Annotated in this window: 12 protein-coding genes; 5 read left to right on the top strand and 7 right to left on the bottom strand. The window is 73.9% G+C overall.

The window, feature by feature from the left end; genetic code table 11:
* Positions 1–14: 14 nt before the first annotated feature.
* The 5 genes from PO879_RS10215 to PO879_RS10235 all read left to right on the top strand — a co-directional run bounded on the left by PO879_RS10215 (position 15) and on the right by PO879_RS10235 (position 4,753).
* Positions 15–560 (top strand): VTT domain-containing protein, encoded by a 546-nt coding sequence (locus PO879_RS10215; RefSeq protein ID WP_278234797.1) that lies wholly within the window; start codon positions 15–17, stop codon positions 558–560.
* A complete protein-coding gene (locus PO879_RS10220) occupies positions 560–1,597 on the top strand; it encodes an iron ABC transporter permease (RefSeq protein ID WP_278234798.1) in 1,038 nt (345 codons plus the stop codon). Before PO879_RS10215 ends, PO879_RS10220 begins: the two co-directional genes overlap by 1 nt.
* Before the next feature lies 1 nt (position 1,598).
* Positions 1,599–2,648 (top strand): iron ABC transporter permease, encoded by a 1,050-nt coding sequence (locus tag PO879_RS10225; protein ID WP_278234799.1) that lies wholly within the window; start codon positions 1,599–1,601, stop codon positions 2,646–2,648.
* Entirely contained in the window at positions 2,645–3,526 is an 882-nt protein-coding gene (locus tag PO879_RS10230) for an ABC transporter ATP-binding protein (RefSeq protein ID WP_278234800.1), read from the top strand. Before PO879_RS10225 ends, PO879_RS10230 begins: the two co-directional genes overlap by 4 nt.
* A 150-nt stretch (positions 3,527–3,676) precedes the next feature.
* Positions 3,677–4,753: an iron-siderophore ABC transporter substrate-binding protein gene (locus PO879_RS10235; protein ID WP_278234801.1), complete on the top strand. Its 1,077-nt coding sequence runs from the start codon at positions 3,677–3,679 to the stop codon at positions 4,751–4,753.
* Between the two features lie 114 nt (positions 4,754–4,867).
* On the opposite strand, the gene PO879_RS10240 is transcribed toward PO879_RS10235, so the two are convergent.
* The 7 genes from PO879_RS10240 to PO879_RS10270 form a co-directional block, all read right to left on the bottom strand.
* A complete protein-coding gene (locus PO879_RS10240) occupies positions 4,868–5,665 on the bottom strand; it encodes an isoprenyl transferase (protein ID WP_278234802.1) in 798 nt (265 codons plus the stop codon).
* Entirely contained in the window at positions 5,665–6,399 is a 735-nt protein-coding gene (gene recO, locus PO879_RS10245; RefSeq protein ID WP_278234803.1) for a DNA repair protein RecO, read from the bottom strand. The genes PO879_RS10240 and recO overlap by 1 nt, the downstream gene beginning before the upstream one ends.
* Before the next feature lie 37 nt (positions 6,400–6,436).
* A complete protein-coding gene (gene leuA / locus PO879_RS10250; protein ID WP_278234804.1) occupies positions 6,437–8,227 on the bottom strand; it encodes a 2-isopropylmalate synthase in 1,791 nt (596 codons plus the stop codon).
* A gap of 238 nt (positions 8,228–8,465) precedes the next feature.
* Entirely contained in the window at positions 8,466–10,244 is a 1,779-nt protein-coding gene (locus PO879_RS10255) for a hypothetical protein (protein ID WP_278234805.1), read from the bottom strand.
* Positions 10,245–10,341: 97 nt separating this feature from the next.
* Entirely contained in the window at positions 10,342–11,931 is a 1,590-nt protein-coding gene (locus tag PO879_RS10260; RefSeq protein WP_278234806.1) for a prolyl oligopeptidase family serine peptidase, read from the bottom strand.
* A 66-nt stretch (positions 11,932–11,997) separates the two neighbouring features.
* Complete coding sequence (era, locus tag PO879_RS10265; protein WP_278234807.1) at positions 11,998–12,948, bottom strand: GTPase Era; 951 nt, start codon at positions 12,946–12,948, stop codon at positions 11,998–12,000.
* Positions 12,945–14,264 (bottom strand): hemolysin family protein, encoded by a 1,320-nt coding sequence (locus PO879_RS10270; protein ID WP_278234808.1) that lies wholly within the window; start codon positions 14,262–14,264, stop codon positions 12,945–12,947. Before PO879_RS10270 ends, era begins: the two co-directional genes overlap by 4 nt.
* Positions 14,265–14,272: the final 8 nt, after the last annotated feature.

Genomic DNA, 14,272 nt, shown 5'->3' on the forward strand with positions numbered 1-14,272 from the left:
GGCAGAATGGGGCCATGCTCACCGCCCCGCTGCTCGCCGCCGCGTCCTCGGACGCCGAGCGGCACGGCGTGTTCACCCTCGAGGGCTTCCCGTACTGGATCGTCTACGTCGCGGCCTTCGGCATCGTCATGGCCCGCGCCCAGGCGACGTACTGGCTGGGGCGCGGCGTCGCCCGGGGCGTCGGCGGCACGCGGGTCGCCCGGCTGCTGACCGGGCCGCGCGCCGCCCGCGTCATCGAGCAGATCCACCGGTGGGGCCCGCCGGCGGTGACCTTCTCCTTCCTGACCGTCGGGGTGCAGACCGTCGTCAACCTCGCCGCGGGCTACCTCCGCATGCCGTTCGCCCGCTACCTGGTCGCCCTGGTCTTCGGCTGCCTGATCTGGGCGGCGATCTGGACGACCGTCGGCACCGCGGTCGTCTGGGGCGCCATCCTGCTGTTCCTGCACCAGCCCGCCGTGCTGGCGGCCCTGGTCGTGCTCGGCCTCGCCACGACCGCGTGGCTGCTGTCCCGCCGTCGTGCCCGCGACAAGGACCCCCAGCCGCAGCCGGAGGAGGTCTGATGCTCGCCGCCCCCGCCGCGGTCCCGGTCTCCGGGGCCGAGCAGGTCGCCCGACGCGCGCGACGCCGGGTCCTGGCGTGCGTGCTCGCCCTCGTGGCGCTGGCGCTCGTGGTGCTCCTGAGCCTGGTGCTCGGCGTGCGGGACGTGTCCCTGCCCGTCGTGTGGCAGGCGCTCACCGACCCCGTGGCGGGGAACGTCGACCACCAGGTGATCGCCGGCCAGCGGGTGCCGCGCGCCCTGGTCGGCATCGCCGCCGGGCTCGCCCTCGGCGTCGCCGGCGCCGTCATCCAGGGCGTCACCCGCAACCCCATCGCCGACCCGGGGCTGCTCGGACTGAACTCCGGCGCCTCCTTCGCCGTCGTCTGCGCCGTCTGGCTGCTCGGCCTCACCGCACCGTCGCAGTTCGTCTGGTTCGCCTTCCTGGGCGCCGCGGGGGCGGCCGCGCTGGTCTTCTCGATCGGTGCCGGACAGCCGGTCAAGCTCGCCCTCGTCGGGGCGACCGTCACCGCGCTCATCACCCCGCTCATCACGCTGGTGCTGCTGCGCGACCAGCAGGCGTTCAACCTCTACCGCTTCTGGGCCGTCGGGTCCCTCACGGGTCGCGGGACCGAGACGCTCCTGGTGGTGCTGCCGTTCCTCGCCGTCGGCGTGGTCCTGGCCGCCGGCCTCGCGCACCGGCTCAACATGCTCGCCCTCGGCGACGACATCGCCCGCGGGCTCGGCCAGCGCGTCGGCGTCACCCGGACCGTGGCCGGCGTGACGATCGTGCTGCTCGCCGGGGCCGCCACCTCCCTGGCCGGGCCCATCGCCCTGGTCGGCCTCGCCGTCCCGCACGCCGCCCGTCGCCTGGTCGGCACCGACTACCGCTGGGTGATCACGCTGTCGGCGCTGCTCGGACCGGTGATGCTGCTCGGCGCCGACGTCATCGGCCGGCTGGTGCTGCCGCACAGCGAGCTGGAGGCCGGCGTCGTCGCCGCGGCGCTCGGCGCCCCCGTCCTCGTCGCGGTCGCCCGCGGCAAGAAGGTCGCGGGGGTGTGAGATGACCACGACTCTCCCTCCCGCCACCGCCGTCTCCCCGGTCGTCCGGCTCCGCGCCCGCCGCCGCCGTCGGCGCACGCTCGTGCTCGGCGTGCTCGCGGTGGTGATCGTCGCGCTGGCGGCCCTCGCCCTGACGCTCGGCGCCGCCTCGCTGTCCCCGGGCCGGGCGCTGCTGGCCGCCGTGGGCGTCGGCGACGACGGCGACCTGTTCATCGTGCAGCGGCTCCGGCTCCCCCGGCTCGCCGCCGCCCTGCTGGCCGGCGCCGCGTTCGGCCTCGCCGGCGCGCTGTTCCAGTCGACGCTGCGCAACCCGCTGGCCAGCCCCGACATCCTCGGCATCGCCACCGGCGCGTCCGTCGGCGCGGTGTACGCGATGCTCGGACTGGGCCTGACCGGGCTCGCCGTGTCGGCGGGCGCGTTCGGCGGCGCGGCCGTCATCGCGCTGCTCATCTGGTTCTTCGCCTGGCGCCAGGGACTGCACTCCATCCGGTTCGTGCTCGTCGGGGTGGGCTTCGCCTACCTCGCCTCGTCGGTCCTGGCCTGGATGCTCGCGAGCGCCGACCAGCGCGACGCCGCGTCGGCCCTGGTGTGGACCGTGGGCAGCGTGGCGGACGTGCGCGGCACCCCCCTCGTCGTGCTCGGCCTGGGCCTCGCCGCCCTGGCGCTGGTCGTCGCGCTGATCTCCCGGTGGCAGGCGCCCCTGGCACTCGGCGACGACCACGCCCGCGGACTCGGCGTGCCAACCGACGCGGCCCGGATCGGCTCGCTGCTCGCCGCGGTCGGGCTCGTCGCGCTGGCGACCTCCGTCGTCGGCCCCCTGGCGTTCGTCGCGCTCGTCGCCCCCGCCATCGCCCGACGCCTCCTCGACGACGGCGGTCCCGCCCTGTCCGTGTCCGTCGCCACGGGCGCCACCCTGGTGCTCGCCGCCGACATCGTCGCGGAGAACGGCCTGCTCGGCGTGGCCGCCCCGACCGGCATCGTCACCGGGCTGGTCGGCGCCCCGTACCTGCTGTGGCTGCTGGCCACCCACGAGAAGAGAACTCGCGCATGATCGACATCCCGCACCGCCCCGACGTCCGCCCGGCGCCGACCGCCGCCGGGGCGCTCGTCGCGCACGGCGTCTCGATCGGCTACGACGGCCACCGGGTCATCGACGGTCTCGACCTGACGCTGCCCGCCGGGAAGGTGACCGCCGTCGTCGGCCCGAACGCCTGCGGCAAGTCCACGCTGCTGCGTGGACTGGCCCGCCTGCACCCCCTGGAGGCCGGGCGCGTGACGCTGGGCGACCGGGACGTCACCTCGATGCCCCGCAAGGAGCTGGCCCGGTCCGTCGGCGTGCTGCCGCAGACGTCGGTCGCGCCCGACGGCGTCCGGGTCGCGGAGCTCGTCGGGCGGGGCCGCTACCCGCACCAGGGCTGGTTCGGGCGGCACTCCAGCGACGACGACGCCGTGGTGCTGCGGTCGCTGGAGGCCACCGGGGTCGCCGACCTCGCCGACCGGCCCGTGGCCGAGCTGTCCGGCGGCCAGCGGCAGCGGGTCTGGGTCGCCATGGTGCTCGCCCAGGAGACCGACGTCGTACTGCTCGACGAGCCGACGACGTTCCTCGACGTCGCCCACCAGGTCGAGCTGCTCGACCTGCTGACCGACCTCAACGCCGAGCGCGGCACGACCGTGGTGATGGTGCTGCACGAGCTGAACCTCGCCGCCCGCTACGCCGACCATCTCGTGGTGATGAGCGCCGGCCGGGTGGTGGCCGAGGGGTCTCCGGCCGAGGTCCTCGACGCCCGCACGGTGCTCGACGCCTTCGGCCTCGACGCGAAGGTCGTCCCGGACCCGGTCGCGGGCACGCCACTCATCGTGCCGGTGGGGCGGCACCGCCGCGCCGACGGGTCCCTCGCGCCGGACGGGTCGGCCGAGCACGGTCGCTGAGGAGTGCCGCTGGGCGCGGCCCGGTGAGACACCTCACATCACGATTCGTCCACGAGGCGGCCACGGGGTTCCGAGGAGCACCGAGATGAGGTTAGCCTTCCCTCATCTGAACGCCGTCGCGGCGCGCCGCGACCACACCGAGGAGAACCCGTGCTTCGTCGCCGCTCCCTGACCACCGCCGTCGGCCTCGCCGCCGTCGGCGCCCTGACGCTGACCGCCTGCTCCGGCGGGAGCGACCCGGAGACGGACTCCGCCGAGGAGACCGCCGCGGCCGAGGAGTCGACCGAGGACGCCGGCGGCGCCACGGACGAGTTCCCGGTCACGATCTCCCACGCCCTGGGCGAGACGACGATCGAGTCCGAGCCGCAGCGCGTGGCCACCTGGGGCTGGGGCTCCACCGAGGCGGCGCTGGCCGTCGGCGTCGCACCCGTCGGTGTCGCCGAGCAGGTCTTCACCGTCGGCGAGCAGGCGCTCGTGCCGTGGGTCGCCGAGGAGTACGAGGCGCTCGGCGCCGAGGAGCCGGTCATCTTCACCGATCCCGAAGCGGGCGCGTCCGTGCCCTACGAGGAGTTCGTCGAGGCCGACCCCGACCTCATCCTGGCGCCCTACTCCGGTGTGACCGAGGAGCAGTACGAGGTGCTCTCCGACATCGCGCCCGTCGTGGCCTACCCGGAGGGCCCCTGGACCACGCCGTGGGACGAGATCATCACCATCACCGCCGAGGCCCTGGGCCGCTCCGCGGCCGGTGAGCAGGTCCTGACGGACATCGACACCTATTTCGCCGACCTCGCCGCCGAGCACCCCGCGTTCGAGGGCAAGACCTTCGCCGCCGTCGTCGACTCCCCCTCCGAGGGCCTGGTGTACGTCTACACCCCGGCCGACCCCCGCGTGAGCATCCTCGAGGGCCTCGGCGTCGTCTCGGCCCCGTCGGTCACCGAGCTCGACTCCTCCGACGGCGGGTTCTTCTACACGCTGTCCTACGAGGAGCTCGACAGGCTCGAGTCGGACTTCCTCATCGCCTACACGTACACCGAGGAGGAGGCCGAGACCTTCGGCGAGTCCGACGAGCTCCAGGCGATCCCCGCGATCGCCGACGGCAACGTCGTCAAGGTCGTCGGCAACGTCGCCGTCTCGTCCGTCTCGCCGCCCACGGCCCTGTCCTACGACTGGCCCGACGGCGTGCCCGCCATCGTCGACCAGCTCGCGGAGCTCTACCCCGAGAGCTGAGCCGGCACGGCACGTCGCCGCACAGGTGATGCCCGTCCGAGGTCGTCGATCCCGAAGTGGAGGGCCCCCTGGGGCCCGTGAACGCGACCGCGGACGGGCATCACCTGTGCGGCGTCAGGCCGAGGCGCCCGGCGTGTCCACCGCTCCCCCGTAGCGCCGGTCCCGCCGCGCGAACTCCTCGACCGCCCGCCACAGGTGCCGCCGGTCCACCTCCGGCCACGGCTCGGGCAGGAACACCATCTCCGCGTAGGCCGCCTGCCAGATCATGAAGTTGCTGGTGCGCTGCTCGCCGGAGGACCGCAGGAACAGGTCGACGTCGGGCAGGTCCGGCTCGTCGAGGTACTGCTGGACCGTCTTCTCGGTGACGCGGGCCGGGTTGATCTTCCCCTCGGCGGCGTCCCGGGCGATGGCGGCCGCGGCGTCGGCGATCTCGGCCCGCCCGCCGTAGTTGACGCACATCGTCAGCGTGCAGCGGTCGTTGTCCTTGGTCATCTCCTCGGCACGCTGCAGCTCGTCGATCACGGAGCCCCACAGCTTCGGCCGGCGGCCGGCCCAGCGGATCCGGACTCCCCAGGAGGCCATCTCGTCCCGGCGTCGGCGGATGACGTCGCGGTTGAAGCCGAGCAGGAACTTCACCTCCTCGGGCGACCGCTTCCAGTTCTCGGTGCTGAACGCGTAGGCCGAGACGTGCTTGACGCCGATCTGCACGGCGCCCGCCACGACGTCGAGCAGGGACTTCTCGCCCTCCTTGTGCCCCTCGATCCGGGACAGCCCCCGCGCGTTGGCCCACCGGCCGTTGCCGTCCATGACGATCGCGACGTGGTTCGGCACGAACTGGGCGGGGATGTCCGGCGGGGTGGCACCTGACGGGTGCGGGTACGGCTCGTCGTAGGGGCGGGCGGCGCGGGGCATCAGGCCTCTCTCTCGATCAGACGCAAGGAGCGCAGGGTGCGCTCCAGGTAGAACTGCGAGTAGGCGGCGACGAGGCCGTCCGCCTCGCTGCGGTGCCGGGAGTCCGCGGCGTCGGCGACGTCCCAGTCGCCGGCGAGCAGCGCGGCCAGCAGCACGAAGGTCTCCGGTGCGGGCGACGGCGAGCCCGGCGGACGGCAGCGGGTGCACACGGCACCGCCCTGGGCGACGGCGAAGGCGTGGTGCGGTCCCGGCTCGCCGCAGCGGGCGCACTCGGTGAACGACGGCGCCCACCCGGCCACGGCCAGCGCCCGCAGCAGGTAGGAGTTGAGCACGAGTCCCGGGGCGTGCGCCCGCGCGGACAGGGCCCGCAGGGCGCCGACGAGCAGCCAGTACTGCTGGACGGCGGGTTCGTGCTCCTGCGAGACGAGCCGGTCGGCCGTCTCCAGCATGGCGGCGCCCGCGGTGTACAGCACGTAGTCGGCACTGATCTGCCGGGCGAAGGGCCCGATCGTCTCGACCTGGGTCACCGAGTCCAGGCTGCGTCCGGTGTGGAGCTGGACGTCGACGGCCATGAAGGGTTCGAGCCGGGCGCCGAACTTCGACGACGTGCGCCGCACCCCCCGCCCGACGGCGCGGACCTTGCCGTGCTCGCGGGTCAGGAACGTGATGATGCGGTCGGCCTCGCCCAGCTTCTGGGTGCGCAGCACGATCGCGTCGTCTCGGTACAGGGGCACCTGGTCATTGTCCCAGGTGCCCCTGTCAGCGCGGGACTCAGCCGTGCTCGGCGCGGTTCACCGCGGAGACGATCGCCTTGAGCGAGGCGGTGGTGATCGACGGGTCGATCCCGACGCCCCACAGCACGTCGTCGCCGACGGCGCACTCGACGTAGGCGGCCGCCGTCGCGTCGCCGCCCGCGCTCATCGCGTGCTCGCTGTAGTCCAGGACCGTGACGTCGACCCCGACGCCGGCGATCGCGGTGACGAACGCGTCGAGCGGGCCGTTGCCGGTGCCGACCAGGGTCTGCTCGGTGCCCTGGTCGACGACGTCGGCCTCGAGCGTCGTGGTCCCGTCCTGCACCGCGCGGGTCCGGATCTCGCGCAGCTTCAGGCGGCCCCACGGCTGCAGGTCGGCGTGGCCGTTCTCCTCGACGGGCAGGTACTCGTCGGTGAACATGCGCCAGATGTCGGCGCCGGTGACCTCGCTGCCCGCGGTGTCCGAGAACTTCTGCACGACGCCGGAGAACTCGATCTGCAGCCGGCGCGGCAGCTCCAGGTGGTGCTCGGTGCGCAGCAGGTAGGCGACGCCGCCCTTGCCGGACTGGGAGTTCACGCGGATGACCGCCTCGTACGACCGGCCCAGGTCCTTCGGGTCGATCGGCAGGTACGGCACGCCCCAGGTGATCTCGTCGACGGCCTTGCCCTCGGACTCGGCCCGGGCCGCCATGTGCTCCAGGCCCTTCTTGATGGCGTCCTGGTGCGAGCCGGAGAACGCCGTGAAGACCAGGTCGCCCACGTAGGGGTGCCGCTCGGCCACGGGGAGCTGGTTGCAGTACTCGACCGTGCGGCGGATGGCGTCGATGCCGCCGCCGACGGTGAAGTCGATCTGCGGGTCGATGCCCTGCCCGAACAGGTTCATGCCCAGGGTGACCAGGTCGACGTTGCCGGTGCGCTCGCCGTTGCCGAACAGGCAGCCCTCGATGCGGTCGGCCCCGGCCTGGTAGCCCAGCTCGGCCGCCGCGACGGCGGTGCCGCGGTCGTTGTGCGGGTGCAGGGACAGCACGACGTGCTCGCGGTGGTTGAGGTTGCGGCTCATCCACTCGATGGAGTCGGCGTAGACGTTGGGCGTCGCCATCTCGACCGTCGCCGGCAGGTTGACGATCACGGGGCGCTCCGCCGTCGGCTCCAGGACCTCGAGCACCTCGTTGCAGATGCGGGCGGCGTACTCCAGCTCGGTGCCCGTGTACGACTCCGGGGAGTACTCGTAGTAGACGGTGGTCTCGGGGACGGTCTCCTCGAGCTTGCGGCACAGCCGCGCGCCCTGCAGGGCGATGTCGATGATCCCGTCCTGGTCGGTGCGGAAGACGACCTCGCGCTGCAGGATCGAGGTGGAGTTGTAGATGTGCACGATCGCCTGCTTGGAGCCGCGGATCGCGTCGAAGGTGCGCTCGATGAGGTGGTCGCGGCACTGGGTCAGCACCTGGATGACGACGTCGTCGGGGATGCGGCCGGACTCGATGAGCGTGCGCACGAAGTCGAAGTCGGTCTGCGAGGCCGAGGGGAACCCGACCTCGATCTCCTTGTAGCCCATCTGGACCAGCAGCTCGAACATCCGCAGCTTGCGCTCGGCGTTCATCGGCTCGATGAGGGCCTGGTTGCCGTCCCGCAGGTCGACCGCGCACCAGCGCGGGGCCTTCTCGATGCGGCGGTCGGGCCAGGTGCGGTCCGGCAGGTGGACGTCGATCTGCTCGTGGAAGGGCAGGTACCGGTGGTACGGCATCTGCGAGCTGCGCTGCGGATTCTGCGCGGCGATGCCGTTGGTGGCGTGGGTGTGCTCGGTCTTCATCAGGAGGGTGTCCTTCGGGTGGTGTGGCTCGGTGACGGCCGGCGCACCAACGTCCCCCGCGGCGAGGTACCGGCCTCTGCTAGGCCTCGCCGCGGCACCGAAGGAGGAGGCTCACCACGTGCTGCACCCTCACACCGTACACCGTCTGTGTGCCGGGTCACCCTGGCCGTCCACGGCTGTGTCACGTCGCGGGAACGTTGCCTACCTCGCCGGGAATCTGCCTACCTCGCGGGGCGTTTCAGCGGCGGGTGCGCAGCGCGGCGTCGACCGACGGGTCGCCCAGCGCGCCCAGCCAGTCGAGCAGCGCCGGGTAGGTCGAGGGGTTCGCCGCGACGTGCGGCCGCAGGTGGGGTGCCTCCTGGACGATCTGCGCGAGCTGCTCCAGCGGCGTGTGCGGGTCGAGCGCCTGCTCGGGGGTCCAGGGGCTGCCGGGCACGTGGGTGACCGGCGGCAGCATCTGCGTGGACTCGGCCGGCGCCGCACCCTGCTGGACCGGCTGCTGCACGGCGGTCGCGTCGGCCACCGACGGGGCCCCGTGCGCGGACGGCTGCTCACCCGTCGCGGCCGAGCGCACCGGCGACATCTGCTGCGTCGCGTCCGTGCCCGCCGCCCAGGTTCCCCGCCAGCGCGAGCCCGGCTCGGTCTCGGCTGCCTGCGCGGGCTCGGGCTGTGCGGGCTCGGGCTGTGCGGCCTCCGCGTAGCCGGGGTGCGCCGGCTGTGCCGGCTGCGCGGGCTCGGCGTAGCCCGGCTGCGCGTAGCCCGGCTGCGCACCGAACGGCTGCTGCGGCCGGCCGGGCACCGGCTGCGCGGAACCCTGCGGGTCGGCCGCGAGGAACGTCGCAACCGACGGCGGCACGATGAGCGCGGCGAGCACCAGGGCGGGCAGCGCGAGCGCCAGCAGCAGCTCCTCCACCCGCGAGGCCGTCCCGATCCCGGCACGTGCCACGAGGATGACGACGCCGAGCACGACGACGACGCACGCGGCCCCGACCGCCGTCGCGTGACCGCCGCGCGGGTCGCGCAGCAGGGCGCGCCGCGCCAGGAGCGCCACCACGACGACGAGCACGCCGACGATCAGCCGCAGCACCGGCTCGACCTCGATCCGCCCGGCCACGAGCTGGACCACGGCCACGACCACGACGAAGGCCGCGACCAGCAGCATCAGCTCGAACGCCTGGACCGCGACGCGGATCCAGCGCGACGCGGTGGCCACGACCGGTTCCCCGACGACGGCGTCCCACCGGGCCAGCACCGGCACGACGGCGGTCGCGGCCACGGCGGGCAGGAGGAGCAGGCCGAAGCGCAGCCCGTGGACCGACTCGAGCCAGACCCCGACCGCACCGCCGCCGAGCATCGTCACCTCGACCGCCACGGCGGCCCCGAGGACGAGGAGCACGACGCCGGCCGCGTCGTCCCCGCGCAGGAACCGCCGCGCGGTCGCCCAGAGCAGACCGAGGACCAGGAGCGCGCCGAGCGCGGATCCGACCACGTCGGGCCAGGCCACGCCGTCGACCAGGGTCAGCACGGGGGTCGCGACGGCACCCACGGCGACCACCACGGCGGCCCCGGTCATCAGCCGCACGTCGGGTACCGCGGCGGCGAGCACGGCTCCCGCCAGCCCGACGGCGAGCCCGCCGCCGACCGCACCGGTGTCGGCGGACGCCCGGACGAGATCGAGCACGAGGTACAGCAGCGTGACCAGACCGTAGGGTGCCAGGCCCCACCACCGCGCGGTCGGTGCGGCGAGACGCTTCCAGCCCCCGGTCAGCACCCCGGCACGGTCGGCGTAGGTGGCGACGATCACCACGACGGCGGCGACCGTGGCCAGCACGACCCAGAGCAGGTCGCTGCCTCGCGCGGCCACGGCGCCGTCGACACCGCGCAGGGTGACGATCGCCCAGGGCAGCGGCAGGGCCACCAGCAGCGCGACCACGGCGACGACGTCGCGCACGATCTCCCGGGTCGGCACCCCGGCGAACGGCGAACGGCGCTGCTCGACGACGACGACGTCGGACATGTCGGTGACTCCTTGCGTTGACCTACCCGGACCGGAACCGGTCCTGGACGTTTCTACCCGACCGGACCGTGCCACGTCTCCCCCGGACGCGGCACGGTCAGATCCCGAGCTGGTACACCCCCCAGTACGCGGCCGTGACCAGCAACAACGCCGACCCGACGAGCACGGCCCACAGCGTGAGGTGCGCCACGGCACCGCGGGCGACGACGACGTCGCGCTCGGCGCGGTGGCGCACCCGGACGTCGCCGACACGCTGCAGCAGGACGGCGGCGGCCACCGCGGCCACGGCGCCGAGCAGCCGCACGGCGATCCAGCCGCCCTGGACGACGAGGGCGTCGCGCTCGTAGTCGATGGCGAGCCGCGCCACCGCGACGAGGTAGACGGCCAGGCCGCACACCGTGGCCACCGACACCACACCGAGGGCGACCAGCGGCGGTCCCACTCCCGGCGCGAAGCGCCCGTTCGGCGGCGCGGAGCGGTGCAGCACCCGCCGGGCCAGCGACACCACGCCCCAGGCCACGAGCGCGAGCACGACGAGGCCGGTCCCCCCGACGACGACGGCGACCACGACGTCGCCGTTGCCCCACCAGCGCGGCTGCGGCACGGGGGCGGCCAGGTAGAGCTGCTGGGGAGCGTCCCCGGCGATGCGCGGTGCGGCGTCGGCGGTGCCCGGCAGCCCTTGGACCCACGCGGCCAGGTCGCGGGGGAAGTGCGGGTGCAGCGGCGCCTCGGCGTCCTTCGGGGCGTCGGCGGGGAGCTCGTCCCGCAGCCGGATGCCGTGGTCGGCGCCGGCGTAGTACCGCACCGTCACCGGCGCCCCCGACCCGACGGCCGTGTCGGCGAGGATCAGCCGCACGCCCTGCTCGATGGGCATCGACGGGTCGGCCGTGCCGTAGACGACCAGCAGCGGCGCGGTCTGGTCCTCCAGCCACGGGCGCACGTCGAAGTCGGCGTAGTCGAACCCGCCGCCGGGGAGCTGCATCCCGACCGCACGCGGGATGGCGCGGAACACCTGGCCGGGCACCCCGGTGTTGCGCAGATAGTTGTCGACGGCGAAGGCGGCCTGCTCGCGGGGCGGCACGACGGGCGCGGAGACCAGCACCGTGAAGGCGACGTCGGGGTCCTCGACCTGCATCACCGGGACGATCCAGGTGCCCTCGGACTCGCCGTAGGCGCCGACCCGCTCGGGGTCCACGCCGTCGACGGTGCGCAGCAGCCCGACCGAGCGCAGGTAGTCCTCGGCCATCGCCTCGTAGTCGCGCTCGCGGGTGGAGTAGGTGTCCAGCCGCTTGTCGGGCACGAGCGTGGCCACGCCGGCGCTGGCCAGCAGCTCGGCGGTGTCGACGAACGCCTCCTCGGCGGCGCCGGTCCCGGCGCCGTGCACGAACACCACGCCGGGGCGGTCCGGCAGCACCGCGCCGTCCGCGTCCAGCGGCCGGCGCAGCAGCCCGTCGACGGTGGTGTCCCCGAGGTCGACCGTCACCGGGGTGGTGCGCACGGCGTGGTCGCCGACCTCACCGACGTCGCCGGTCGCCGCGGGCTCGGTGGACTCGATGGTGGTGGCGGACCGCGTCGGCACGATGTGGTCGCGCACGGGGACGGGGTGCCACTGCGGACCGGCCAGGGAGCCCACCACGGCGAGCCCGACCAACAGGGCCAGGCTGGCCGCGAACGTCCGGAACACCACCTACCGGATGCTACTCGGGAGGCCCCGGCCGGACCGCCGTGACGCCCCGGAGTACACGGAAGGTCGTCAGAAGCCGAGGCGCTGGAGCTGCTTCGGGTCGCGCTGCCAGTCCTTGGCGACCTTCACGTGCAGGTCGAGGTAGATCCGCGCGCCGAGGAGCTTCTCGATGCCCTCCCGGGCCTGGGACCCGACCTCGCGCAGCCGCGAGCCGCCGCGGCCGATGATGATGCCCTTCTGGCTCTCGCGCTCGACGAACAGGTTCACGCGCACGTCCAGCAGCGGCGGCTTGCCCGAGGAGTCGTCGCCGGAACCCTCGCGCGGCACGATCTCCTCGACCACGACCGCCAGCGAGTGCGGCAGCTCGTCGCGGATGCCCTCCAGGGCCGCCTCGCGCACGAGCTCGGCGATCATCGTCTCCTCGGGCTCGTCGGTCAGCTCGCCGCCCGGGTAGAGGTCGGGCCCCTCGGGCAGGTGGGCGACCAGGACCTCGGTGAGCTCGGCGACCTGGAAGCCGTCCTGTGCCGAGACCGGCACGATGGCCGACCAGTCCCGGTCCATCGACCGGGCGAGCTGGTCCACGGCCATGAGCTGCTCGGCCAGCGCCGCGCGACCGACCAGGTCGGCCTTGGTCACGATCGCCACGACGGGGACGGCGGTGCGCCCCTCCATGAGCGGGGCGAGCTGGTTCGCGATGTACCTGTCCCCGGGGCCGATCTTCTGGTCCGCGGGCAGGCAGAAGCCGACGACGTCCACCTCGCTGAGGGTGTCGACGACGAGCGTGTTCAGCCGCTCCCCCAGCAGGGTGCGGGGCCGGTGCAGCCCCGGGGTGTCCACGAGCACCATCTGGGCGTCGTCGCGCTGGACGATCCCGCGGATCGTGTGCCGGGTCGTCTGGGGACGCGCCGACATGATCGCGACCTTCTGCCCCACCAGCGCGTTGGTCAGGGTCGACTTGCCGACGTTCGGGCGGCCGACCAGGCAGGCGAAGCCGGAGCGGTGCGGGTTCTCGTGGGTCATACGGCGTCCTTCTGGTCGTGCGGCACGAGGTCGTCGTCCTCGTCCGCTGCTGGTAGGGCGATCCGGCGCACCAGCAGGCTGGCGAGCTGCTTGCGGCGTCCCTCGACGCGCTCGGCCTCGAGCCGCAGAGCGCCGACGTCGGCCGAGGACCCGGCCAGCGGGACCTTGCCGAGGGCCTTGGCGAGCAGGCCGCCGGCGGTGTCGACGTCGTCGTCGTCGAGACGCAGGTCGAACAGCTCGCCGAGCTCGTCCACCGGCAGGCGGGCGGGGATGCGCCACAGGCCGTCGCCGAGGTCCTCCGGCTCGGGCTCGGCGACGGTGTCGTGCTCGTCGGTCAGCTCGCCGACCAGCTCCTCGACGATGTCCTCGACCGTGACCAGCCCGGCGACGCCGCCGTACTCGTCGACGACGATGGCGATGTGCGAGCGGCGCGCCTGCATCTCGCGCAGCAGGTCGTCGGCCGGCTTGGACTCGGGGACGAACACGGCCTCGCGCGCCACGTCCCGCACGGGCCAGTCCGCCGCCCCGGGGTCGTTCTCGATCCGCCGGGCGACGTCCTTGAGGTAGACGACGCCGACGAGGTCGTCGACCGTCCGGCCCACGACGGGCACGCGGGAGAAGCCGGAGCGCAGGAACAGCCGCATCGCCTTCGCCAGCGACGTGTCGGTGCCGGTGGTCACCATGTCGGTGCGCGGCACCATCACCTCGCGGGCGAGGGTGTCGCCGAGCTGCAGGGCCGAGCGCAGGAGCTCGCGCTCCGGTTCCTCGATCGCCTCGTTCTCCCGGACGCGGTCGGCCATGTCCTGCAGCTCGTCGGTCTCCGGGATCGCCACGTCGGCGGCGCGGTCGCGCCGCGGCACCCAGGACACGGCCCGGTGCACCACGGACAGCGGCCCGGCGAGCATCACCAGCGCGGTCGTCGGACGGTGGTGGGCCCACGTGCGCGGGCTGAGCCGCACCACGAGGATCCCCGCGAGCACACCGACCACGGCGGCCCCGACCAGCACCTCCCACCACCGGTCGAACCAGTGCGCGAGCAGCAGCGTGGCCGAGGCGACCGACAGGGTCTCGGCCAGCACGCGCACCAGCGCGAACGAGCCCGCGGCCCGGGGGTCGGCCGCGAGCAGCTGGGCCCGCCGCACGTTGCGCCGTCGACGCGGCCCGGGCGAGCCGCCGTGGGGTCCGGGCTCCTCGAGGGCGAGGGCCAAGGAGACCTTGGTGACCCGTTCGACGGCGGCCTCGCCCGCACTGAGCAGGGCGGACAGGCCGAGCGCCACGACGAGCACGGCCCACAGCAGCAGGTCGGGGACGTCCACCGCGCCGC

It is taken from the genome of Isoptericola sp. AK164, from assembly GCF_029643425.1.
Lineage (GTDB): Bacteria > Actinomycetota > Actinomycetes > Actinomycetales > Cellulomonadaceae > Isoptericola > Isoptericola haloaureus.

Excerpts from the sequence above, each read along its gene's own strand:
- PO879_RS10215 (WP_278234797.1), top strand. The coding sequence starts at position 15 with ATGCTCACCGCCCCGCTGCTCGCCGCCGCGTCCTCGGACGCCGAGCGG.
- PO879_RS10220 (WP_278234798.1), top strand. The coding sequence starts at position 560 with ATGCTCGCCGCCCCCGCCGCGGTCCCGGTCTCCGGGGCCGAGCAGGTC.
- PO879_RS10225 (WP_278234799.1), top strand. The coding sequence starts at position 1,599 with ATGACCACGACTCTCCCTCCCGCCACCGCCGTCTCCCCGGTCGTCCGG.
- PO879_RS10230 (WP_278234800.1), top strand. The coding sequence starts at position 2,645 with ATGATCGACATCCCGCACCGCCCCGACGTCCGCCCGGCGCCGACCGCC.
- PO879_RS10240 (WP_278234802.1), bottom strand. The coding sequence starts at position 5,665 with ATGCCCCGCGCCGCCCGCCCCTACGACGAGCCGTACCCGCACCCGTCA.
- leuA (WP_278234804.1), bottom strand. The coding sequence starts at position 8,227 with ATGAAGACCGAGCACACCCACGCCACCAACGGCATCGCCGCGCAGAAT.
- PO879_RS10255 (WP_278234805.1), bottom strand. The coding sequence starts at position 10,244 with ATGTCCGACGTCGTCGTCGTCGAGCAGCGCCGTTCGCCGTTCGCCGGG.
- era (WP_278234807.1), bottom strand. The coding sequence starts at position 12,948 with ATGACCCACGAGAACCCGCACCGCTCCGGCTTCGCCTGCCTGGTCGGC.